Raw genomic sequence first — 23,716 nt, forward strand, 5'->3', positions numbered from 1 at the left:
CCAAGAGTCCCTACACCAAGAATTAACAAGAATTAAAATAGTGAGCGTAATGCCCCCTCAAATTAGACACCCGTCACGAATCGGTATTGCTTAACGCTATCAGGCAAAGAACGATATTTAGTTAACACGGCTTACTTTCCATATACCAAGAGTCCCTACACCAAGAATTAACAAGAATCAAAATAGTGAGCGTAATGCCCCCTCAAATTAGACACCCGTCACGAATCGGTATTGCTTAACGCTATCAGGCAAAGAACGATATTTAGTTAACACGGCTTACCACCTTAAAAAAGGAACTAGGATGCGAGGACGTGGCTTCGCCACTGCTAGGACGCTACGCTGCTAGGAAAGCAAAGGCAAAAGCTATAACAGCAGACACCAGCTTTTGATTTTCCTGCTTTTCCTGATTTTCCTGATTTTCCTGATTTTCCTAGGACCTAGAACCTAAAGTTAAAGAAGGACCTAGGATACTAGGGCGTGGCTTCGCCACTGCTAGGACGCTGCGCTGCGAGGAAAAAGCAAAGGAAAAAACGAAAACAGCTAACACCATCTTAGTTTTGCCATGTTTCCACTGTCTCAGCTTGCATCGTCTTAGCTTGATGGGCTAAAGGCCAACCTACAGTCAATTTTCTATCTTTTCTTTACCGTAAGCGAAGCGTTCCGTGAGTGAGTCTGCGAACGTTCAGTAAGGCCGCAGGCCGCTCGTCTTAGCTTGACCATCTTAGCTTTTCCTGCTCTTCCCTGCTTTTCCTAGAACCTAGAAGCGAAGCGTCCTTCTTTTCCCTTTAAGCTTGATCCATCTTACCCACCATAATGGCCAATTCTGCGGTGCGGTTAGCATAGCCCCACTCATTGTCATACCAGACATAGAGTTTGACTTGGGTGCCGTTAACCACCATGGTCGATGGCGCATCAATGATGCTTGAGCGAGGATCAGTTTTGTAATCCACAGATACCAGCGGACGCTCTTCATAGCCAAGGATCCCTTTAAGCTCACCTTCAGCTGCTTGCTTAAGTAACTGGTTCACTTCTGCTTCTGTCGTTTCACGGTTTAGCTCAAACACACAGTCGGTAATCGAGGCATTCGCCAGAGGTACGCGAACCGCATGACCATTTAGCTTACCCTTAAGCTCTGGGAAGATATGAGTAATGGCTGTCGCACTGCCAGTTGTGGTTGGAATAAGACTTAAACCACAGGCACGGGCACGACGCAGATCTTTATGGGGCGCATCCAAGATCGTTTGAGTATTGGTAATGTCATGAATGGTGGTCATCGAGCCATGCTTGATACCGATCTTTTCATGGATCACTTTCACCACTGGAGCCAAACAGTTAGTGGTACAAGATGCAGCCGTGACAATCGGGTAGATATCCTTATTATAAAGATCATGGTTTACCCCCATCACGATATTGAGCACGCCCTCCTCTTTCACTGGTGCGGTAACCACCACTCGCTTTACGCCTTGATCCAGATAGGCTTGTAGCAAGGCTTTGGTTTTCATCACGCCAGATGCTTCAATCACCACATCACAACCTGACCAGTCGGTATCGGCAATCGCATTGTTACGGGTAGTCGCAATGCGACTTTCGCCAATGACTATGGTATCGCCGTCTGCCGTTGCTTCTTCAGACCAGCGACCGTGAATAGAGTCAAATGTTAACAAGTGCGCTAACGTTGGCGCATCACCAGCAGGATCGTTGATCTGTACAAACTCAACCTCACTGTTACTCCAAGCCGAGCGTAATGCGAGTCGCCCCATTCTACCGAAGCCATTGATACCAATTTTGATTGTCATAATTATCTCTCAACCTAACTTTTAAGGATGTAAGTAAATGCTTTAATTGAACAAACCAGCCAACTCTATTGCTCTGAAAGCTAGCCCATATCTCGATTAACTCGCTGCAGTGGGCTCATCCGCAAACAGATGCCGACTCCGATTAGCTATCGCCACTAGCGACAGCATCACAGGTACCTCCACCAGCACGCCAACCACAGTCGCAAGGGCTGCACCTGAGTGTAGGCCAAACAGTGAAATAGCCACAGCGACCGCGAGCTCAAAGAAGTTTGATGTAGCAATCATGCATGCAGGAGCGGCAATCTTATGGGTTAGCTTCATTCGCTTAGCGATAAAGAAAGCAATAAAAAAGATGCCATAGGTTTGAATCAATAATGGAATGGCAATCAGCGCGATATTTTGTGGCTGGGCGATAATGGTTTCCGCCTGAAAACCGAATAACAACACAACCGTAGCGAGCAGACCCAACATAGACCAGGGCTTTAGCTTAGCCACAAACGCATTCAACCGCGTTTCGTCACTATTTTTCTGCAATAAGTGCCTTGTTAGCACACCAGCAATAAGAGGCAATACCACATAGAGCACCACTGAAGATAACAGAGTTGCCCAAGGCACTTGAATATCGCTCACCCCAAGCAGCAAGGCTGTAATAGGCGCAAACGCCACCACCATGATCAAGTCATTTACCGACACCTGTACCAGGGTATAGTTAGGATCGCCCTTAGTGAGCTGACTCCAGACAAAAACCATGGCAGTACAAGGCGCTACGCCTAATAAAATCATGCCTGCAATATATTCACTGGCCGTTTGTGGATCGACCAAGTCGACAAAGAACACCCTAAAGAACAACCAACCTAAGGCAGCCATGGTAAATGGCTTCACCAGCCAGTTAATGACTAATGTTAGTACTAGGCCTTTAGGGCTTTTACCCACATCTTTAATCGCCGAGAAATCAATCTGGATCATCATCGGGTAGATCATTACCCAGATCAGCACCGCGATAACCAAATTCACATGGGCATACTCAAGCCCTGCAACAATGGCAAAGGTATCCGGAGATAAATTACCTAGAAACACACCCGCAAGGATGGCTAAACCGACCCATACACTTAAATAACGCTCAAAAATACCCATAATGTTTGACCTAATTACAGTGGAAATAGCAAAAATCTTTGCTCAATAAAATCGACAACTAACAGCAATTCTTAGCTCTTTCTGGACGGTCACCCATCTGCAAAAGCTTAGCTAAATTACTGTCGATTAATCCGGCCTGTTCGGTAGCCAAGGTGTGCAAAATTGCATTAGCCCAAGAGGGAAGCTCTGGGTTAATGCGATAAAAAACCCACTGACCTTGGCGCCTATCGACCAACAAGCCTAGCTTTCGCAACTGCGCCAAATGACGAGAGATCTTAGGCTGGATCTCATCGAGTGCCGTCATCAACTCGCAAACACACAGCTCTGATTCTGACTGGATCAGCAGCAAGCTGCGCAGTCTGGTGTCATCGGCCAACGCCTTAAAAAAGGTTAAAGGTGTCATCGTCATCTCTCGAAAAAACGCCATATGCACACAAAAATATGTGTGAAACAGGCACATGTGAAAAACAGTATATACGAAAAATAATATATATGTTTTTTCATATATTCAAGCGCGTATTTGCTCTTTTGAGAAGACATGGCGAAATATTAAACATAGGGTAAAATTACTGCTAAGTTATCTATATGATTTAGATGATATTCGCATTAAGCGGCAAGGAAAGAGCTAGCATGCATGGAATAAAAGTAATTGTCACAGTGAGCTTGATAATACTCGTTACAGGCTGTGCTAACTTTCGTCATCTGGCAAAAGAGGTCGATATGCTCAACAGCGTCTATGTCGAGTATCGAGTCACTATCGAATCGCAGCACGAAAATGAGTCTTTTGTATTAGTTCAGCTACAGGATCCCAGTGCAAAAGCCATCGATGGCTATGAAGTTGTAATAGGTAACCAGCCTATTACGGTGACGGGCGATAGTATGAGCCAATACCTTTTTACCTTTAATGACGCCAATAACGATCTTCGTTTTCAAGTCGGCGAGGCATTCTCCATCATCCCATTACCCGAAGAGACAGATAAGCCGTTACAACTTCAGCTCAGTAGTACCCAAGACAACTACCCGCAAGCCTTAGTCGAACGACCATTAATCAATCTGGTTAACGTTAAATTTAGTCCCGCTAAAATAGGGGAAACAGCCACTTTAGCCGCACCGAAATTTGATAGAAAAAACGCAGAGTTAGGAATGTGGAAACCTGTCACCCATCTCAAGCAAGGCAATAGCGGTGTGTTCTTTCTCGATGAGTTCGATAAGCGTAAGGTTCCAGTGCTTTTTATTCACGGCATGAATGGCACTGCACGAGATTTCGAACCACTCATCGCTAAGGTAGACAGGAAAAAATACCAAGTTTGGGTCATGAACTACCCCAGCGGTTTACCCATAGAGCTATTAGCCAATGGCCTTAATAGCCTGATTAAAATCATCGATTATCGCTATGACGTTAAAACCTTTCACTTAGTGGCTCACAGTATGGGGGGGCTCGTCACCCAAGGATACTTAGATCTGTGCCGCAACCAACTAGGCTGTGATGATATTGCCAGCTTCACCTCGATATCGTCCCCCTTTGGCGGCGTCGAGTCGGCGCAAAGCGGTGTGGATTACGCGCCAGTGGTGATGCCAGCTTGGCGCGATCTGGCACCAAACAGTGAGTTTATTACCACACTCTTTACAGACAAATTTACTGGCGATAGACAGGAGTTGAGTCGCCCTCCGCACCAACTTATTTTCGGTTACAAAGTCAGTGGCATCATCAACAAAAAAAGCAGCGATGGAGTCATAAGCCTCGACAGCCAACTAAGAGATAGCGCACAACAGCAGGCTGAGCGGGTATACGGGTTAAATGAAGATCACGTCAGCATTCTAGCCAATGATAATCTCGTTAAGGCGCTACATGAATTCTGGCAAGTCAGCGAACAAGCCCATAAGGTGAATAATCAGTAACTCAGCTATTTGTGCAACACAAATTTGACTGATGAAAACCAAGGCGCAATAAAAAAGGCTTCCCATGGGAAGCCTTCTTTATATGACAAAGCGCCTGTTAGCTAAGTGAGTTTAGTTACCAGCGATCTTCATCTTATCCATTAAGATCCCGCCTGTGCGGATCGATGAACGCAGATCTCTGTCTTTTGCCACCCCAACGATATTCTGGTACATATCTTTAAGGTTGCCGGCGATAGTGATCTCTTCAACAGGATAGAGGATCACGCCATTTTCGACGTAGAAGCCCGCTGCACCGCGAGAGTAATCACCGGTTACGGTATTTACGCCCTGCCCCATCACTTCAGTAACAATCAGGCCTGTCCCCATCTCTTTCACCAATTGGTCGAAAGTCTGCCCTGTAGTCGATAGGGTCCAGTTATAGATCCCGCCAGCATGACCAGTATTGGTCAAGCCCAGCTTGCGCGCCGAATAACTGGTTAATAGATATGTAGCAAGACGACCATTATCGATAATGTCTCTGGCCTTTGTGGCAACGCCTTCACTGTCGTATGCTGAGCTTGCCAATGCGCCTACGAGTAATGGATCTTCATGAATGCTAAACCAATCAGGGAAAACCTGAGTGTCGATGGCATCGAGTAGGAAGCTCGACTTACGATATAAACTGCCACCACTGATGGCGCCAACCAAGTGACCCATCAAGCCTGTAGCGATCTCAGGTGAAAATAGCACAGGTAACTGAGTCGTAGCGATCTTACGTCCGCCTAATCGACCTGCCGTTTTTTCTGCCGCTTTCTTACCAATAATTTCCGGTGCCGTCATCTCGCTAAATTTGCGTGCAACCGTGTAGTCATAGTCACGCTGCATGCCACCGTCTTGCTCACCAATCGCTACACAGCTCAAGCTGTAACGTGAACTACAGAAACCGTTGAGGAAGCCATGGCTATTACCATACACCTTAACACTAGAGTGGGCGTTGGCACTGGCACCGTCGGATGTTTGCACTCGCTTATCGGTATCTAAAGCAGCCTCTTCGGCCAAAACCGCTAAATGAGTTAACTCTTCAGGTGAGATATCTTGTGGATGATAAAGGTCAAGATCGGGGAACTCAGTCGCCATCAAAGACTTTTCAGCCAAACCATTATAAGGGTCAGCAGAAGTGAAGCGCGCAATATCATCGGCCGCTTTTACCGCTTGTTGAATCGCCGCCTTACTCAAGTCAGAAGTGGATGAGCTACCTTTACAGCCATCCCTAAAAACCGTAATGCCCAGCGCACCATCTTTATTAAACTCAACGGTTTCAACCTCTTTCATTCGAGTCGAAACAGATAGGCCCTGCTGCTTACTAATCGCAACTTCTGCACCAGAAGTGCCTAATGTTTTTGCATATTCCAGAGCCATAGAAACGGCATCTTTCAAGGAATCCAATTCAATATCAATGCTAGGTGAAGACACAGATCTACTCTTTATTTATCGGCAATGGCGATAGCATAACAAACCCAATTGCCAATCACATTAAATAATCCCGTCAAAGCAGCCACAATCGCGGTGGAATAGCTAAACATATCGCCTCCTAAACCTAGGTAACAACTAAAATAGGAAAGGAAATAAGCAAGTATAGATGTTATTATTAGCTCAGAATTTGTAAGAGATTTTTAGATATGAAGATTGTCGGTGACTCAGAACACTTCCACCAGCCCTATGACCAAGATGATAACTACGAAAGTAGAGCGGACGTTAAACGCGAGATCGCTATCTATCAGGAATATGGTAAAAAGTTAGTCGCACTAAGTAAAAGCCAAGTGCAAAAGCTAGAACTCGATGAAACGCTTTACGATAACGTCTTGAAAGCCAAAACAATCAAGATCAATACCGAAGCATACCGTCGCCATATCCAATATATTGGCAAGTTAATGCGTTATGTCGATCTCGAAGAGTTAGAGGTCGCATTAAAGAACGTATTGAACCAAAACAGTAACGAGAGTGCTAAAACTAACGTCGCTGATAAGACTCGCGATCAACTGCTAGCCGAAGGTGATACGGCGGTTCAGGCGCTAATCGAACAGCATCCTGAATTCGATCGTCAGAAGCTACGCCAGTTTATTCGTCAGACTAAAAAAGAGCTAACGAAGAACCCAGATATCGCCGCGTCTAAGACAGCTAAAGAGTTTGGTAGATACTTACGTAACGAGATCAAAGATTAATCGTTACATATGTAGACATCATCACTATATAGCTACACAATAGCTCCCTTAGTATTAACTATACTTAGGGAGCTTTTTTATGGGTCTATTTCTTAGGCTTTTACTGAAGGTCCCAGCTTATACCGATTGGTATCCTTTACCGTTCGGCATTGTTTCAGTAAAAATTTGTAGCACTAAGGAATATGCAAATGCGCCTGCCCTCAAAACTGGCTACCCTCCCCCTATCTTTATTCTGTCTTTCTCTACTCGGTGGCTGTAACGGCGCATCGGATGACAATGGTGATACCGACAACGGCGGTACTTACAGCCTCGCATTAAGCTATAAAACGGTCGAGAATGGCGTTTGTGCCGAACCAACTGACTCACTCAGTTTTTCTGCTAATGGCAGTTTCTGTGCCGTAGCCCATTTAAAACAAGGCAATAGTGACCGCAGTGGCCAACTGATCTCATTCTCCACAACTATCGGCCAGCTTTCAGTCTCGACTAAGCTCACCAACTCCAGCGGCATAGCCGAAGTGATTGTGAGTAACCCTTCAGCAGCTGAAGGAGCTGGAACACTAAGTGCCAGCTTCATCCAAGGTGATAACAGTGCCAATGCCAGCAAGAATTTCGAGTTCACTTCAGCAACGGCACCATCGGAGCCTAAGTTCACTTTAAATAGTGCTATCATCAACGGCACCGCCGTTGTGACTCAGTTTAAAGCTGATGAAACCGTACAGCTGCAAGCCCAGTTTTTAGATGAACAGGGCCAAGGCGTAGCAGGTAAGATGGCGACCTTCACGGCAGGTAGCGCTAGCCTAAACCCAGCTTCAGCTCTGACTAAAGAAAACGGGATTGCTCAGGTCAGCTACACACCAACTGAAAGTGAACTTGGCGCCGCTAATTTATCCGTGACTCTTGAAGATAACGGCAAGACTTATCAAAGTTCAGGCCTCTATGAAGTGCTAGCAAAAGGTGCAGTGAGTGACGAGGGGATTATCGTGATCGGCAACTTCTCAGCAGACGGCAGCACTTTTACAGAAAATGAACTCGCCACCACACTCCCGCTTGAAGCAGGTAAATATATTGTCAGCGCAGGTGGCACATTTGGCGTGACTGCAGACTTAGCCACTAAAAATGACGACGGTAGCTATACACGATTACAAACGCCAACCAGCGTTAACTTCAGCTCAAGTTGTATCTCAACTAATGATGCCAGCATAGACTCACCGGTAACGACTTTGTCAGGTACAGCGAGCTCTACTTTCCAAAACACCAGCTGTAGCGGCAATAGCCAGCGTGATGACCAGATCATCGCATCGGTTGTTGCGGGTAACCAAACCCTGTCGGCAACACTCGACTTTTCGCTGGCGAGCCAGACCTTAGCCAACTTAAGCTTTATCTCTGCCGAGCCAACCTCGATTCGCATAAAAGGCGCTGGCGGTACAGGCTCTAGTGAATCGTCGCTCATCACCTTCAAAGTGGCTGATGCCAACGGTCAGGCTATCGCTCAGCAGGCAGTCAATTTCTCACTGGACACCAATGTTGGCGGCATTAGTTTCGCTAACGGTGACACAAGCACTAGCAATACCAGTAACTCGGCAGGCATTGTAAGCGCTACAGTATTATCAGGCACTATGCCAACTCCCGTTCGCGTACTGGCAACCGCAACGGCGAATGGAGAGTCGGTTACCACTCAATCCGAGCAACTCACCATTAATACTGGTCTACCACTGCAGTTAGGCTTTAGCTTATCTAGTAGCTTGTTTAATCCAGAGGCCGCAAACCACAATGGCGAAAAAGTATCGATTACTGCTTATGCCTCGGACAGCTTTGGCAACCCAGCACCCGATGACACCACCATCAACTTTACCGCCGAGGGCGGCCAAATTGAGCCAAGCTGCGTCACAGTTAACGGCAGTTGTAGCGTTCAGTGGACCTCAGCCGATCCCCGCGTGCCCGATCACCGCATCACAGTCCTAGCTTACGCACTCGGCCATGAGACCTTCTTCGACACTGACGGTAACAATGTGTTTGATGATGCAGATGGCAGCGCTATTGCCTTAGCCTGCCTCGACAAAAATGGCACTGCAGTAGCCTGTACTGGTAACGGCATGGATATCGAAACTTATCATGCTCAAGGCTTTAGCGATTTAGGCGATGCATTTCGTGATGATGACGAATCTGGTGCACACACACAGGGCGAGCCCTACTTCAATACGGCATCAAATCCCACATACTCTGCTGCAGATGGACTATTTAATGGCCCTCAATGTACGGGCAGCTTATGTGGTTATGCTCAAGCCAACAAGACCTACATCCGTAAAGCATTGATCATGACGATGTCTGGCTCTACTGCTCACTTTGAGATTCATCAAGACGGCGCAGTTATCTACACCGACGGCCAACAAGGAGGCATTACGCCAAATGCCATCCCAGCGGGAGCCTCATCGGTGTTCCATGTACGCTTCTTCGATAGTGCTAACCAGATCATGCCTGCGAAAACCACACTGACAACGACAGCCAGCAAAGGGGAATTGGACGCCGACAGCTATGAAGTGCAAAACCGCACACAGGTAGGCGGCAGTAGTACGAGTTTTGTATTAACCAATGATATCGACCCTACCAGTGTTGGTGAGCCAGCTAAGAGCAGTTCGGTTTCACTCAAAGTTGAGACACCAAAAGCGGTAAAATCAGGTATTTCATTCATAGTAGAACTTAGCGGCACTTAAACGCCAGCTATTTTCAACAAGCAAAAAGCCCGCAGTAACTTAGGTTACCGCGGGCTTTTTATTTATCATGAGTGCATCTGATTCTATCGCCTAATTGCAATTTAATTGCATACGCGATGAATCTCACAGTCCAATGAAGATCAGCTTGGTATTGAAGGAGCTATTATCTGCTGCATAGATGAGTTCACGACGTCTTGCAGAGTCAATATCAAGATGAGCCGTTAATGAATGCGATGCTAAAAATCAGAATTAGCATCGCACTAAAATTAACACCACACTATAACTCACATCTATTATGCTGCAGGCTTTAAACGCTTAGATATGCCCCAATACGCCAAACCCGAGTAAACCACAACCATGGCCCATAGCTGCAACCACTGCGGCATGATGCTCTGCCACGAAGCGCCCATCTGATTTAACTCTAACATGGCCATAATAGCGGGAACCGCGGGCACCACTTGTGATATTGCCACTACCGCTTCAGGAATAAGCGCTGTGGGCCACACAAAGCCTGAGACAAACAGAATAGGCATAGAGACCAATAGCAGTACTTGAGTCGGTAGATCGCGACGAGTAAACAAGCTACTAAAGGCGATGCCTGCGGCACAGGTTGCAAGCAAAAATGGCAGCATCAGCAGCCAAACTTGGCTCAAACTTGCCTGCAAGCTCACGTCATACCAATAGTAGCAATAACCAACGTAGTAACTACTGAGCAGGCTGTAGATCAACATAAAGGCTGCCATACGGCTACAGATTAACTTAAACGGACTCACCTGCCGCCAGTAGCCCTGCTTTTTCCATTGGCTTGCCCCTAAAATTCCAATCCCTATCAATAAAGTCTGATGCAATATCAACAGAAACAGGCCCGGCACTACATAGGGCGTATAACCTAAGCTTGGATTAAACGCGGGGATACTGTTGAGTTTAACCACATCAAGACTCTGATTTACTGCAACGGCATTTTCCCCTTTGCCTAGCAGTCCCATGCGCTGGACATCTTTACTGACATCTAAGCCTGCTGAGACTAAACCTTCAACGATAGCTGAGTAGATCAGGAAGTAACTCGCATCACCGCCATAGCTTAATGTGACACCTTTGCCTAATAACAAATCTTGCCTAAAATCTGCGGGGATCACTAATAAGCCATGTGCTCGTCCAGTTTCGATCCAGCGCTTTGCCTCATCGATTGAGCCTACTTCTGTAATAACTTCAATTTTAGGGCTAGCATTCGCATCACGGATAAGCTTTCGGCTCAATGACGAATGGTCATGATCAATCACCACCACCTGCTGCTTGGTGGGCACCTGATTCAGATAGGGTAACGGATAAAGAATCGAATAAAACAGTACGCCACCGAAGACGGTAATGACGATGGTTTTGTCCGCCAGCACCGCTTTAATTTCTGACCAAATAAGTTGCAAAAGGCTCATATTACTGCTCCTTTACCAATGTGCTTAGCTCGCTCTCTTCAGTCACTGGGAAGCCTTTTCTAGCCAAAATAGCGATTGGAATGAGTAACAACAGGAATCCCCAATAACAGATCATCTGCGATAAGCTTGCCTGTAGATCTTGGCCATAACTAACCACCGCAATATGGGTTTCAATGTAATGACTGGTAGGCATGATAACTCGCCACCACTGGGCAAGGACGGGCATCTCATGAACGGGGAAAGTGACTCCCATAAAAGCAAAAGCGGGAGCAAACATCGCAGTGCAAAAACTAATAACTCTAGCGCTATCTTTGAGGGCGAAGAAAATGGTCAGCACCATCAGCCAAACCGCCAGTAACATCACCGTTTGGGCTATCAATAACACAGTAATACTGCCAGCGATGGGAAGCTCTAGAAATAGATAGATAAGTGCCAAGATAAAGCTACCATGCAACAGTACTATCGGGGTGTAAAACAGCACCTTGGCGGCAATCACTTTCCATAATCCTAGTTCATACCACTGCTCTGTGGTATTCCAGCGCAGCTCTCGATTGAGACTATTGGCAAATACCATCATGGCCAGCAGCTGCAAAAGTGCAATAAGCACTGGCGGCACTAAGAAGCCAACATAGTTGGTATTACGATTAAACAATGCAGTCGTTTGAGTGCTAATAGGGCTTAGGCTAACTGCAACTCGCTCAGGTGCGACCCCATTAGCAAGCAGTTTCAGCTCCCCGAGCGGTTTGAGGCCATCGGCCATCGTAGCCAATAATTGGCTAGAGAGTAATTTACCCACCAGCAAAAACTGGCTGTTATAACGAATATCTATGATGGGGGGGTTGGCTGTCAGTAGATCGCGATTAAGCCCATAAGGGAGTACCAGCAAGGCATAAACCTCCCCCTGCTTCATCGCTTCGACCGCGCTCGGCAACCCAGTATAACTAATAGGTTTAGTCACTGGGTTAGCTTGCAATTGACGCGCTAATGAGCGACTCACTTGACTGTTATCCAAGTCGACCACGGCAACCGGTAGTTGCCTTGGCAAGCCAGCACTAAACAGCAGCCACAAGCCGATGATACTCAGTAGCGGAATATAGCTTATCAACGCCAACTGCCATGGATCATCTTGCAGGGCGGTAAACTCTCGTTTGAGCAGCTTTATCAAAGCCTTGACCTCTTAGTTGTACGACTCACCTTAAAGGGTGAATAGCACCGACATGCCGACCCTTAGATCTGCAATCGTCTCATTCGGGCGCAACTCCACTTCGAAGGTACGCATATCGAAGTCATGACCACTCTCTGTGGCTCGCCAAGTGGCAAAGTCCCCCATCACAGCAATATTGGTTACCTTGAACTCCACTTCCCGCTCTAGCGCTGGAATGGTTAACTTGAGGAGATCACCTTGCTTAAACTTTTTCAGCAGATCTTCTCGTACCTGGAATACCGCCCAGGCATCACTCATATCAATCAAACTAACGACAGGAAAGCCACTCGGCGCCAACTCACCCGCTTGCAGTAACACTTCACTGATCTCACCGGTTTTGGGTGAGCGCATCTGGCTATCAAGCAAGATAGCAGAGACTTCATTTACCGCACCTTCGGCCATGCGAGCATTACCCGCGGCAGCAGCTTTGGTTTCAACACGAGCACCTTCATTAGTCATCTGGTACATGGCCAGAGCCGCTTGCTCGGTATACTTAGCCGCTTGCCACTGAGTAAAGGCTTCATCTCGCTTCTGTCTTGCCAGTACCCCTTCGTTAAACAGCACCTCTAAACGCTCATAAGTCGTGCGATATAACTTGGCTGCCGCTTGCGCCTTTAGCCACTCCTCTTTTGCTGCAGCAATTTGCTGCTTACGCGCGCCGTTATCTGCCTCTTTTTGCATCGCAACGGCGGCATCACGCCCGCCCTCTGCTTGCATCAATTTAGCTTTTAATTCTGGGCTATTGATAGCGAAAAGCAGGTCACCTTCAGTAACAAGATCACCACGTCTCACTAGCACCTCTTCGACTCGCCCCGGTACTTTTGAGGAAACGTTATATTCACGAGCCTCTATCTGCCCCTGCAGTAATTGTGGCTTTGGTGTGTAAGCGAGGATTAAGCCATATACTAGCGCACCAATTAATACGATTAATGCCACTGCGGCCAAGATACGGTTAGTGCGCATTAGGTTCCCCTTGCTGAATACTTCTACCAATAAATTCATCTAGCTGACCGCTTATCGCCATCAGTCTTGCATAGGCTTGTACATAACGATATTGCGCGCCCAATTGCTGGGTCGCTACCGCATTAAGCTTAAGCTCCGCATCCACCTTTTCGATTGAGGTCGATAACCCCTGCTTAAAGGCGATATCTCTAAGACGCTTGTTCTCTTCAGCTAGGCTCATGGAGGTATTTAACGACACCACCTCCTCTTGTGCCTGTAGCAGCTGGCGATAGCTTTGGTCGAGCAATAAGTTCAAATCCTGTTGAGTCTGCGCTTTAGTGTATCTCGCCTGTAGCAGGGCGCTCTTAGCGGCTTCAACCTTGCCGCTACGGCCATCTCGACTGAGTAAGGGAACCTTAACGCCTACCCCTAACATCCAGTCTGGCTCGATTTGCGCAAACAGGCTGTCATCTTCATAAAGGGTGTAATTACCGTAGAGAAATACTGTCGGCAGATAGCTGCCTTTCTCAACATTAACTAAGCCCTGTGCTTGCGCCTCTTTGGCCTCTAACAGCTTTAATGCTGGGTGCTGATTAAGGGTCAGTTGCATCAACTGCGGTAAAGAAGGAGCCTTGTTCAACATAAATAGTGGCGAGGTGGTATCAACTGTTCGTTCATGTAGCATCATAGATAAGGCGATCATTGCCATCTCTGACTGACGCTTGGCACTGCCGTAACTTACGCGGGCATTTTCCAGTGCAACCTGGGCATTGAGGCGCTCGACTCTAGCGATTTGTCCTTGTTGCTCAAGCTTTTCAGCATGAGAGACATGCACTTTTAGCGAATCAACCAATTCGGCCTGCGTTCGGGTCAGGGCTTCGGTAACGGCTACGGCGTAATAGCGATCGACTAACTGTAGAAATAGATCGCGAGTCGTCAGTTTTAGTTGCTGCTCTTTTTCGGCCACTTCGGCCTCATGGATCCCTTGAGCAGCAGTAATCTTACCACCTGTGTAGATAGGCCACATGGCTTGCAGGCTTGAGCGGAAAATATCTTGTTCGGTAAAAGGAGTGACAAACAGTGAACCCGGAATTCCCGCAAGCGCACCACCGAGAGCAGGAGGTAAGGTCGCAGGATCGAGAGAGGCTAGAGGGTTAAGATCCCGCAGATCTAATTCAATCGGCTTTTCTAGACGCGTGTAACTGCCTGTGAGGTTAATCGAGGGAAGATTCATATCTTCACCCGCCTCGCGTTCAGCCTCGGCTCGCTTCACCTCTTGAGCCCCCGCTTGCAGCTTGTCACTGACCTTAATCAGCTGCTGCCACGCCTCATCAAAGGCTATCGTCTTAGCCTGAGCGGTTAAAGGTAACAGTAGCAACAGCGCACATAGCGAACGTTTCATTAACACCTCTAGAGTGATTACTCTAATTAATTGTTAGATACTATCATTGCTAAATATTGCTCGCTAGGATTTAGCTATAAAATCTACAACTAAACCCTAGACTTTATGGCACTCTAGCTCTATGCGGTGCCACCAACAGTCAATTTATCCAGCTTCAGCGTAGGCTGGCCGACGCCGACTGGAACGCTTTGACCATCCTTACCACATACGCCCACGCCCTTATCTAGGCCCAAATCATTACCGACCATAGAGATCTGGCTCATCGACTCAGGACCATTACCAATTAGAGTTGCGCCCTTGATCGCCTGAGTGATCTCACCATTTTCAATCAAGTAGGCTTCAGATGCCGAGAACACAAACTTACCCGAAGTAATATCCACCTGACCACCACCAAAGTTAGGTGCATAAACCCCTTTCTTAACCGACTTGATGATCTCGGCAGGATCTGACTCACCCGCTTCCATATAGGTGTTGGTCATGCGCGGCATAGGTAGGTGAGCATAAGACTCACGGCGACCATTACCCGTTGACTGCTCACCCATCAAGCGTGCGTTGAGCTTATCTTGCATATAGCCTTTTAAGATGCCGTTCTCGATCAGCACTGTCTTCTGCGTCGGTACACCTTCATCATCGATGCTCAGTGAGCCACGGCGATTATCCATAGTGCCATCATCGACTACCGTCACTAACTCTGATGCGACTTTCTGACCAACTTTACCGCTAAAGGCACTGCTACCCTTACGGTTAAAATCACCTTCTAGGCCATGGCCTACAGCCTCGTGCAGCAGTACGCCCGGCCAACCTGCACCAAGTACGACAGGCATCTCGCCCGCAGGCGCATCGATCGCGTGTAGGTTCACTTGAGCTTGGCGCACCGCTTCACGGGCAAAGCCGAAGCAATAAGGTAGTCCATCACTATCATCTTCTAATAACACGCTGTAATCATGACGCCCGCCGCCGCCTGATGCACCGCGCTCACGCTTACCGTCTTCCTCTAGAATAACGCTACAGTTAAAGCGCACCAAAGGACGAATATCGGCAGCAAGTGTGCCGTCGCTTGCCGCGACTAAAATCTCTTCATGGACACCAGACAGGCTCACTACCACCTGAATAATGCGGCTATCTAGGCTGCGAATATAGGCATCGGCTTGCTTAAGCAGCTCAATCTTTTTCACCTCTTCCATTGCGGCAATAGGATCTGAGCTGATGTAAAGTGCCTTGCTCTGCTGCTGTGTCCAAGCATTAACTTGCCCTTCACCACCCGCAACGGCAATACCACGTGCAGCGGTGGCCGCCGCCTCTAATGCCGCAGGGGTAATTTCATCGGCATAGGCAAAACCGGTTTTCTCACCAGTAATGGCGCGTACGCCCACACCACGCTCGATATGAAAGCTGCCATCTTTAACTATGCCATCTTCCAATACCCAAGACTCATGGCGGCTACCTTGAAAATATAGATCTGAGAAGTCAATTTGATGTTCATGGATCCGCTTCAAATAGCTTTGCAGATCATCGATTGCTAGCCTATCTTGTAATAAGCTCTGTCCAACTTGGGTTAAAAGTGACATCTATTCTCTCTTAATATTAATTCAATAAAGTACTGCGGCAAGTCGAACACTCTTGGTGAGTATCTCGGTTTACCCTGAATTTCTAGCCTATTTTAGCCTTGGCGATATAAATCGATTATGGGTCATCACCGGCATTTTAGCGCGGATCGCTTGTAAGCTTTGCAGATCCACTTCGGCTTGTAGCCAACCAGTCTGTTGCCGCTTCTGCGCAACAACCTCTCCCCACGGACTGACTATCATACTTTGCCCCCAGGTCTCTCGGCTACCCTGATTATGCTGTCCCCACTGAGCAGCGCCCAAAATAAAGCACTGGGTTTCAATCGCACGTGCCTGTAATAGTACCTGCCAGTGAGCTTCGCCAGTCACTTTAGTGAATGCGGCTGGAACTGCGATCAACTCAGCGCCCGCCTCTCGCAAAGCTCTAAACAGATCGGGGAAGCGGATGTCATAACAGATGGCCAATCCCAGTTTCCCCATAGGGGTATCAACTACGACTATCTGCTTGCCGGGGCAAAAAGCATCGCTCTCTCGATACTGCTTGGTGCCGTCGGTCACCTCGACATCGAATAGATGCAGCTTATCGTACTGGCCCAATACGCTACCATCTGCATCGAATACATAACAGCGATTATAGACTCGGCCATCTTCGGCCAAAATAGGAATGCTCCCTGCCACCATCACAACCCGATAGCGTTTGGCTAGCTCAGCCAATGCTTGTTTTAGCGGACTTTGCTCTGCATCGGTGGCATATTGCAGTTGCTGGCTTTCATGGCCACCAAAAAGCAGACAACACTCCGGCAGCACCACCAGCTGTGGCTCAGCGGTTTTACGGGGTAACAGGCTAAGCTGCGATTCGATAAACGCTAGGTTGTCCGATACGCTGCGGCTGCTTTGACATTGCAGTAGGCTGACTTGCATCTAACTCTCCCTCTTTACTCTCATCTAGCAGTGGCTTTGGTGATGACTCCACTTTGACCTCACTAGGCTCAGTCTGCTTAGCTTGCTCACTTAGCTTCCCCTCTATCAGGATTAGCTTTGCAGGCTCCTTGCTACTATCGACAAAATCAGTATTTGGTGGTGTGACTGCCTTTAGCTCTACAGCTGGGGCTTGTACGTCTTTGGCAGTTACAGCCTTAGTGCTAACCTTAGTCTTAGTCTTAGGCTCGGTCTTAGTCTCGGCGAGGACATTCACAGCTGGGGCTGTTTGCCCCATGACTTGTGGTCCCACCGGCACTTGCAGAGTCTCAGGTTGAGTGACCTTAGGTAGCACAGATTCAGGGATCTCAATCTCTTTACTCTTACGCTCTAGCTCTTCAAGCTTTGGCTCTGACATGGTGCCAGTAAGCCTAAAGCGGATCTCAGAGATCACCTCAATCACAGGTTCGAGAACCTTGGTCAGCGCAAATGCACCTAAACCGAAGGTCCAACCGCCAGTGCTCAGCAGTACAACTGTGGGCACGCTAGAAGCCAACTGCGGCACGAAGCGAATATCGTAATTCAAACTCTCGGTGGTTAAATCAGTATAACCGCGTACACGCATATCGCCAGCTACGGCTTTCATCTCGGTATCGGTGGTTTTCACCACACCATTATCGAGCTTTAAGGTTCCGTAAAAAGAGTCAAAGTAGAGACCTTTACCGAATACATCGGAAAAGTCCAATGACAGTTTTCTTAATAGCGAATCTAAGCTAAATAGTGAAAAGATCCGAGCGCCCTTGTCACTGACCTCTGACAGGTGCCCTTTACCTAACTCAAAACTCACATCGCCATTGAGTGTCTCCAATGAGAATGCATAGGGCGCGCCAATCCAAGAGATCTCGGCCTTTACCTCAGTGGGTGCATTCTTCAGTCCAGGATCGATACCCAGCTGCTCAGATAGGTAATCAAACTTATCGGCGTCTAAAGTGAGCTTAAATGAGGTTAAATTCTTGCCATCACTCATGTCCCAAGTACCAGTACCTTTCAACTCTACATTAGGCGTTGTCATAGACACTGTCTGGATCTGATATGACTCAGCTTTGGGTGTCCCCTGCAGCACTAAGTGGCCTAAGGAGCGACCATACAGTGAGAAATCATCCACATCAATTGCCAATGGTGGCAGGTTCGCCATGATGGTGTCTGACTTATAATGGGCATTCTCTTCGTCTCGCATCTCGGGTGCCATATGGAATTTACTCGCCACCACTTTTAGCCCCTGATCGACCCAGTCGGGATAGAAGTCGATGCGCCCATCAAACTGCTGTGAAGTGACATCGAAGCGCCAAGCATGCTCGGTCGGCGCCGCAGCAAAATGCAGTTCCTCTAGCGGCTGCCCCATAAAATCGAGCTTATTAAACTTGGCGTCAATGGATACCAAGGGCGGAAATAGTGATTTTTGCTCTAACTGAGTCGCATCGGCTGGCAACACCGCGGTATCACTTTGGCTGACAAAGCTTTGAATAACCGGCAGCCAAGGCGAAAACTCAGTGTTATCGAGATCGATCTGCAGGTGGCCTTGGCTTTTACGTAACTGATCCCCAGGCTTAAATAAGCGCCCTAAGAGCAGATCGAAGTGAGCCAGCGAATTACCAGAGTTGGCATCGAAGCCGCCCCAAAATTCCAGTTGTTTATCGAGCTTAATCCCTAATGAGGCCTGCTTGTTATCGCCAATAAGCTCAGCGACCAAGTGCTTAGCCTCATCTTGTTTCTTGCCTAAAGGAGCCGGTAGGTTAAGCTCGGTTCCCATAAGATCGGTTTCCACTCGAGCCTGAACCTGATAACCCAGTGGATCGAAGATCAGCATCAGATCGCCTTTCCAATCGACTTTGCCTGAATAGTAATCACTGAGAGGGTTATGTAACTCCGCAGGCAGATTAGCGAGCTGCCACTGACCGTTAAGGGTGACATCGACGCCGTAGTTTTGATTCATACTTTCGGTATTAAAGCTAAACTGTAGCGGCTGCTGATACATGAGGGCCTTAAGCTTTGTCCCCGTGACTACGTCATTAACAAACTGCACTTGGCCGGTGAGCTTCTCTAGCTGGATCCCAGGCTCAGTGATATACACAGGCGTATCATTAAAGTTAACCGTGCCTTTAATCACCTCTGATTCGCCATCATAAAGCGGGATAGATAGATCGATCTGGCCTGTAATATCGCCAGCAATTTGCACCACATCAAGCGTAGCACCGACTGAATCCACCAACGGCGACTTTTGGATCACCTCATTGGCAGCTTCCGCTGTGGTGGCGAGATCGGCTTTAACACTCAGCAAGCTCCTTTCACCTAAGGCTGGAATACCGATATAGGCGCCATCGGCTTTGACATCGAGCAGCTGACCTCGGTTCACCCATAGATCCATGGCATCGTTTTCAAATAGCGCCGATAGGTTTAGCTCATCAACGGCTGGCCAAGTGTCTTGAAACTCAAACGTAGCATCGGACAGGGTAAAGCCGGCCTGGAAAATACCGTCATGCTGAGCGTAAGGATAATCAGCAAATGCGCCGTTCCACACCACAACCGCATCATCTGTTTTGCCAGCTTTTAGCGCTTCGGTAAGATAACTAACCAACGAGCTGCTCATACCTTTTAGTGGAAAGTAACTGTGAATATTGGCAACATCCTTGATATCAACATTGGCCAGTAGTGCCATATGTACCGCATCGCTAAACTCTAGGCGCAGAGCCGCATCGATATCTAAATCCAGATTGCTAAAGTGCACCTCAGGTAACGAGAGGGCTAAGTCAGAAAAGTTAAAGTCACCAGCAAACCCATCGCCTTGCAACTCAATTGGCGCGGCGAAGCCTCCATTAAAGTCGACTGTGTACTGCTGTGCTGGCAACGCAAAACGCAGGGACTCATCGTCGAGTTTGAGCTTAGCATCAATCGGCTGTACGCCCGGAACTGCGCCACTCGCCTGCCAACCGACCTGTTCTAGGTTAAGTGCAACTTTAGGCTGTTTGAGTAGGTTATCCCAATGAGCTCGAAGCTCGGTAAGCTTGCCTACAGGCTTAAGCGACTGCCAATGATTAAGTGCATCGAGTTCTACGCCAGGAATAAGAGGCAATAGCGGCAGCAACATATTCAATTCAAGCTGATTAAGGCTGGCATCGATGCCCTGCTCGTTTTGCCGAGCAAAAAGCTCAGCCGCTGGCCAAGTATGCTCATTGGTTGAGAAGTTAAGATCGTGACTAGCTAAGTTCCAGCCTTGCTCGTTAGGCTGCCAAGTCAGAGCCCCCGACTCGATGGTAAACTGCTGTGGCTCGTCATTGAGGAACCACTCTAGCCAACTAGGTTGGAACTCAACGGTGACACCATCGATGCTTCGGTTTGAAAAGCCAGCCCAAGCCTGCAGGTTAACCACCCCTTCTAGCGGTAAACTCTTGCTGGTATCGAAAGGGTTAGGCTGTCTCGACGCCCATTCACCAATATCTAGGGAGCGCGCGGCCAGGTACAACTGTCCAACCAGTGACTCGGGACGATTGCCACTGCCTTTAACATCGACGCTAAGTGCCAACTGTTCGACTTCAGAAGCGTCAGCATCGAGGAACAACTTACCCTCGCCCCGATGACGGTTATCGATATTGCGCCACTTCATATCTTTAATGAAGATAGGGCGATAGTCATGCCCCCGACTCAAGAGTTGAAACCTAGCATCTGTAATTGAGAAGCGCTCAAGCTGCTCTAGCAATAATTTATAAAGCCAGTCAGTTTGCAGCTTGGCGTCTGCGTTACGCGGCGTCATCGCCTTTAACTGATCGAGATCTAGCGCCACGTTCACTCCATCGAAGATGACATCCTCAATCTGCGGCGTTGCAGTGATCAGTGTCTGCCAAAAATCCAGCTTCACATGCACTCGATTAAATAGCAGGGTGACAGGCAGGTTTTCCTGTGCAGGTAAGACAAAGTTTTTGACGGTTAAGGCCGGACCATAGGCTTGCCATTCGGCGGCAAGCTGGCCTACTTCGACTTTCACTTGATACTCAGCTTTAACAAAAGCGACAAGTTCCATGCGCACTTGGTCTAGCTGAGGCAATAGCCCACGGAATAGGCTGACTAGCAAGGCAAAGAGTACTAGCACCATGGCTAGGAACTGCCAGCAAGCACGAGTGAGATTAAAGGTACGCTTTTTTGGCGAACAAGATTCAGGTGGCACTACATTATCACCACGTCGAATTTGTTCTGTGCATACATAGGCTCGCTCTGTAGCCGTACTCGCTTACCAATATAGACTTCAAGCTCACCCAGTAGATGACTCTCGTCACCCTTAAGGCTTTGATAAACGGCGGGAGAGCAGTACAGCAAAAACTCATCGGCATCGTAACCACGATTAAGACGAATGATCTCACGGAAGATCTCGTAAGAAACCGTTTCAACCGTTTTTAAATTGCCTGTACCCAAACAAACCGGGCACTCGCCGCAAAGTACATGCTCTAAACTTTCACGAGTACGTTTACGGGTCATCTCCACTAAGCCAAGGCCAGAGAAGCCGCTGATATTGGTTTTAACCCTATCTTTAGAAAGCGAGCTTTCTAGACTCGCTAACACTCGCTTCTTATGCTCGGCGTTTAGCATGTCGATAAAATCGATAATAATGATCCCACCTAAGTTACGCAGGCGTAGCTGACGAGCTATCGCGTGAGTCGCTTCGAGGTTGGTATTAAAAATGGTTTCTTCTAGATTACGATGCCCGACAAAAGCACCGGTATTGATATCGACCGTGGTCATCGCCTCGGTCTGATCTATGATCAGGTAGCCACCCGATTTAAGTTCAACCTTACGTCCAAGCGCGCGCTGCACCTCGTTTTCAACATCGTAGAGGTCAAAAATTGGCACTGGTCCCGTGTAATGCTCAAGCTTGTCGGCGATTTCCGGCATAAACTCTTGGGCGAACTGCTGAAGCTCTTCGTAAGTTTGATTAGAGTCGACCTGAATTTGATCCAACTCGGTGCCCACGAAGTCACGTACGATACGCACAGGCAAAGCAAGATCTTGATACAGTAAAGAGACGCCACGACGCTTACGGCGCTCGCTCACCTTAGCCCACACTCGCCTTAAGAAGCCAGCATCCTGCACTAACTCATCTTCACCGGCACTCTCGGCTGCGGTGCGGATAATGAAGCCGCCGTCGTCATCGACAAATGGCTCGGTGATTTTCTTTAGCCGTGCGCGCACTTCTTCAGACTCGATTCGCTGAGAAACACCAACATGGCTAGAGCCCGGCATAAAGACTAAATAGCGGGAAGGAAGAGTGATATCAGTGGTTAAGCGTGCGCCCTTAGTACCCAGTGGATCTTTAACCACCTGCACCATGATGTCTTGCCCTTGTCTCACGAGTTCGGCAATATCACGCACCACAAAGTTGCCCTTCTCTACATCGGCAACACACTCTGTATGCGGCACGATATCGGAGGCGTGTAAAAACGCGGCCTTATCTAAGCCAATATCGACAAAGGCAGCCTGCATACCTGGCAGTACTCGGCTTACTTTGCCCTTATAAATATTCCCCACCAAACCACGCTTCATGCGTCGTTCGATATGAACCTCTTGCAGAACACCATGCTCCACTAATGCAACTCGAGCTTCTGTAGGTGTTACATTGATTAAGAGTTCAGAGCCTATTTTTCTCTGCCCTCGGTTTTGCGCGATTCGACTTCTACTCACAACTCACCCCACTCAGGGAAATAGCTTAATTTAAAAAGGATTTGGCGTAGCTTGTGATCTGGCAATATTAAGCAAAGGGCCAATATTGCTAGTTAAAGTCTGCAATGAAGATAGTCTATAGCTTGGCAATTAAAGCCTGATTTTACTGATTTTTATGGCTATAAAACTTGCATCTCACACAACAACGCACGGGTTTCTACCAAAGGTAACCCAACTACCGCGGAATAACTGCCCTCGATAGCTTCAACAAAATTTCCACCTAGCCCTTGGATCCCGTAGGCTCCAGCTTTATCCATTGGCTCACCAGTCGCGATATAAGCCAGAATATCGGCTTGAGTTAATTCGCAAAACTGTACTTTAGTGGTTACCAACTTACTGACCGTTTTACTGCCATCGGTTAAGGCTACTGCCGTCATCACTCGATGTGACTGACCCGAAAGGCTAGCTAGTATTGCCGCCGCGTCAGCTTCATCTTTGGGCTTACCAAGAATCGTCTCGCCCTGCACCACTATCGTGTCTGAGCCTAACACCACCGTCTGCTCTTCTGTGCCATGTTCCGCAGCATATAAGGCTAATCCAGCTAAGGCCTTCTCTTTAGCTAAGCGCAACACAAACTCTTCAGCTGACTCAGCGCTGTTATGACTCTCATCGATATCGGCCGCTAAAATCTCAAACTCGAATGGCACATCTGCTTTAGTATTTAAAAAAGCTAACTGGCCTAACAACTCTTTACGACGAGGCGAGCCCGAAGCAAGTACTAACTTCATACACAGTACCCTTCTATGAT

16 protein-coding genes are annotated in these 23,716 nt (G+C 47.8%); 3 read left to right on the forward strand and 13 right to left on the reverse strand.

Going from position 1 to position 23,716, the window contains the following annotated elements; genetic code table 11:
• Positions 1-785: 785 nt before the first annotated feature.
• The 3 genes from JMA39_RS07505 to JMA39_RS07515 form a co-directional block, all read right to left on the reverse strand.
• Complete coding sequence (locus tag JMA39_RS07505; RefSeq protein WP_202721206.1) at positions 786-1,796, reverse strand: ArsJ-associated glyceraldehyde-3-phosphate dehydrogenase; 1,011 nt, start codon at positions 1,794-1,796, stop codon at positions 786-788.
• A gap of 96 nt (positions 1,797-1,892) precedes the next feature.
• On the reverse strand, positions 1,893-2,930 hold the full coding sequence (gene arsB / locus JMA39_RS07510; RefSeq protein ID WP_202721207.1) for an ACR3 family arsenite efflux transporter: 1,038 nt from the start codon (positions 2,928-2,930) through the stop codon (positions 1,893-1,895).
• 58 nt (positions 2,931-2,988) lie between these two features.
• Entirely contained in the window at positions 2,989-3,333 is a 345-nt protein-coding gene (locus JMA39_RS07515; RefSeq protein ID WP_202721208.1) for a metalloregulator ArsR/SmtB family transcription factor, read from the reverse strand.
• A 227-nt stretch (positions 3,334-3,560) separates the two neighbouring features.
• Between JMA39_RS07515 and JMA39_RS07520 the strand changes: the two genes are divergently transcribed.
• Positions 3,561-4,829 (forward strand): alpha/beta hydrolase, encoded by a 1,269-nt coding sequence (locus JMA39_RS07520; protein WP_202721209.1) that lies wholly within the window; start codon positions 3,561-3,563, stop codon positions 4,827-4,829.
• A gap of 111 nt (positions 4,830-4,940) precedes the next feature.
• Here the strand turns inward: JMA39_RS07520 and pmbA are convergent, their stop codons facing one another.
• A complete protein-coding gene (gene pmbA, locus JMA39_RS07525) occupies positions 4,941-6,281 on the reverse strand; it encodes a metalloprotease PmbA (RefSeq protein ID WP_202721210.1) in 1,341 nt (446 codons plus the stop codon).
• 206 nt (positions 6,282-6,487) lie between these two features.
• Here pmbA and yjgA point away from each other — a divergent pair, with 206 nt between their 5' ends.
• Positions 6,488-7,030: a ribosome biogenesis factor YjgA gene (gene yjgA / locus JMA39_RS07530; protein WP_202721211.1), complete on the forward strand. Its 543-nt coding sequence runs from the start codon at positions 6,488-6,490 to the stop codon at positions 7,028-7,030.
• Positions 7,031-7,218: 188 nt separating this feature from the next.
• Positions 7,219-9,741, forward strand: coding sequence for an Ig-like domain-containing protein (locus tag JMA39_RS07535; RefSeq protein ID WP_202721212.1), 2,523 nt, complete (start codon positions 7,219-7,221; stop codon positions 9,739-9,741).
• 293 nt (positions 9,742-10,034) lie between these two features.
• Here JMA39_RS07535 and JMA39_RS07540 read toward each other — a convergent pair whose 3' ends face one another.
• From JMA39_RS07540 to JMA39_RS07580, 9 genes are all read right to left on the reverse strand, one after another.
• Positions 10,035-11,171: an ABC transporter permease gene (locus JMA39_RS07540; RefSeq protein ID WP_202721213.1), complete on the reverse strand. Its 1,137-nt coding sequence runs from the start codon at positions 11,169-11,171 to the stop codon at positions 10,035-10,037.
• A gap of 1 nt (position 11,172) precedes the next feature.
• On the reverse strand, positions 11,173-12,336 hold the full coding sequence (locus JMA39_RS07545; RefSeq protein WP_202721214.1) for an ABC transporter permease: 1,164 nt from the start codon (positions 12,334-12,336) through the stop codon (positions 11,173-11,175).
• 30 nt (positions 12,337-12,366) lie between these two features.
• The gene (locus JMA39_RS07550) at positions 12,367-13,338 is read right to left on the reverse strand and encodes an HlyD family secretion protein (RefSeq protein ID WP_202721215.1); all 972 of its coding nucleotides are present in this window, start codon (positions 13,336-13,338) and stop codon (positions 12,367-12,369) included.
• Complete coding sequence (locus tag JMA39_RS07555; RefSeq protein ID WP_202721216.1) at positions 13,328-14,719, reverse strand: TolC family protein; 1,392 nt, start codon at positions 14,717-14,719, stop codon at positions 13,328-13,330. The genes JMA39_RS07550 and JMA39_RS07555 overlap by 11 nt, the downstream gene beginning before the upstream one ends.
• A gap of 119 nt (positions 14,720-14,838) precedes the next feature.
• Complete coding sequence (gene tldD, locus JMA39_RS07560; RefSeq protein ID WP_202721217.1) at positions 14,839-16,287, reverse strand: metalloprotease TldD; 1,449 nt, start codon at positions 16,285-16,287, stop codon at positions 14,839-14,841.
• Positions 16,288-16,374: 87 nt separating this feature from the next.
• Positions 16,375-17,205, reverse strand: coding sequence for a carbon-nitrogen hydrolase family protein (locus tag JMA39_RS07565; RefSeq protein ID WP_202721218.1), 831 nt, complete (start codon positions 17,203-17,205; stop codon positions 16,375-16,377).
• Positions 17,129-21,421 carry a YhdP family protein gene (locus tag JMA39_RS07570; protein WP_202721219.1) on the reverse strand — a complete coding sequence of 1,431 codons (4,293 nt, stop codon included), beginning with the start codon at positions 21,419-21,421 and terminating at the stop codon, positions 17,129-17,131. The genes JMA39_RS07565 and JMA39_RS07570 overlap by 77 nt, the downstream gene beginning before the upstream one ends.
• Entirely contained in the window at positions 21,421-22,887 is a 1,467-nt protein-coding gene (gene rng / locus JMA39_RS07575) for a ribonuclease G (protein ID WP_373316313.1), read from the reverse strand. Before rng ends, JMA39_RS07570 begins: the two co-directional genes overlap by 1 nt.
• Positions 22,888-23,087: 200 nt before the next feature.
• Entirely contained in the window at positions 23,088-23,696 is a 609-nt protein-coding gene (locus JMA39_RS07580; RefSeq protein WP_202721221.1) for a Maf family protein, read from the reverse strand.
• Between the last annotated feature and the right edge of the window lie 20 nt (positions 23,697-23,716).

It is taken from the genome of Shewanella schlegeliana (assembly GCF_016765635.1).
Taxonomy (GTDB): Bacteria; Pseudomonadota; Gammaproteobacteria; order Enterobacterales; family Shewanellaceae; genus Shewanella; species Shewanella schlegeliana.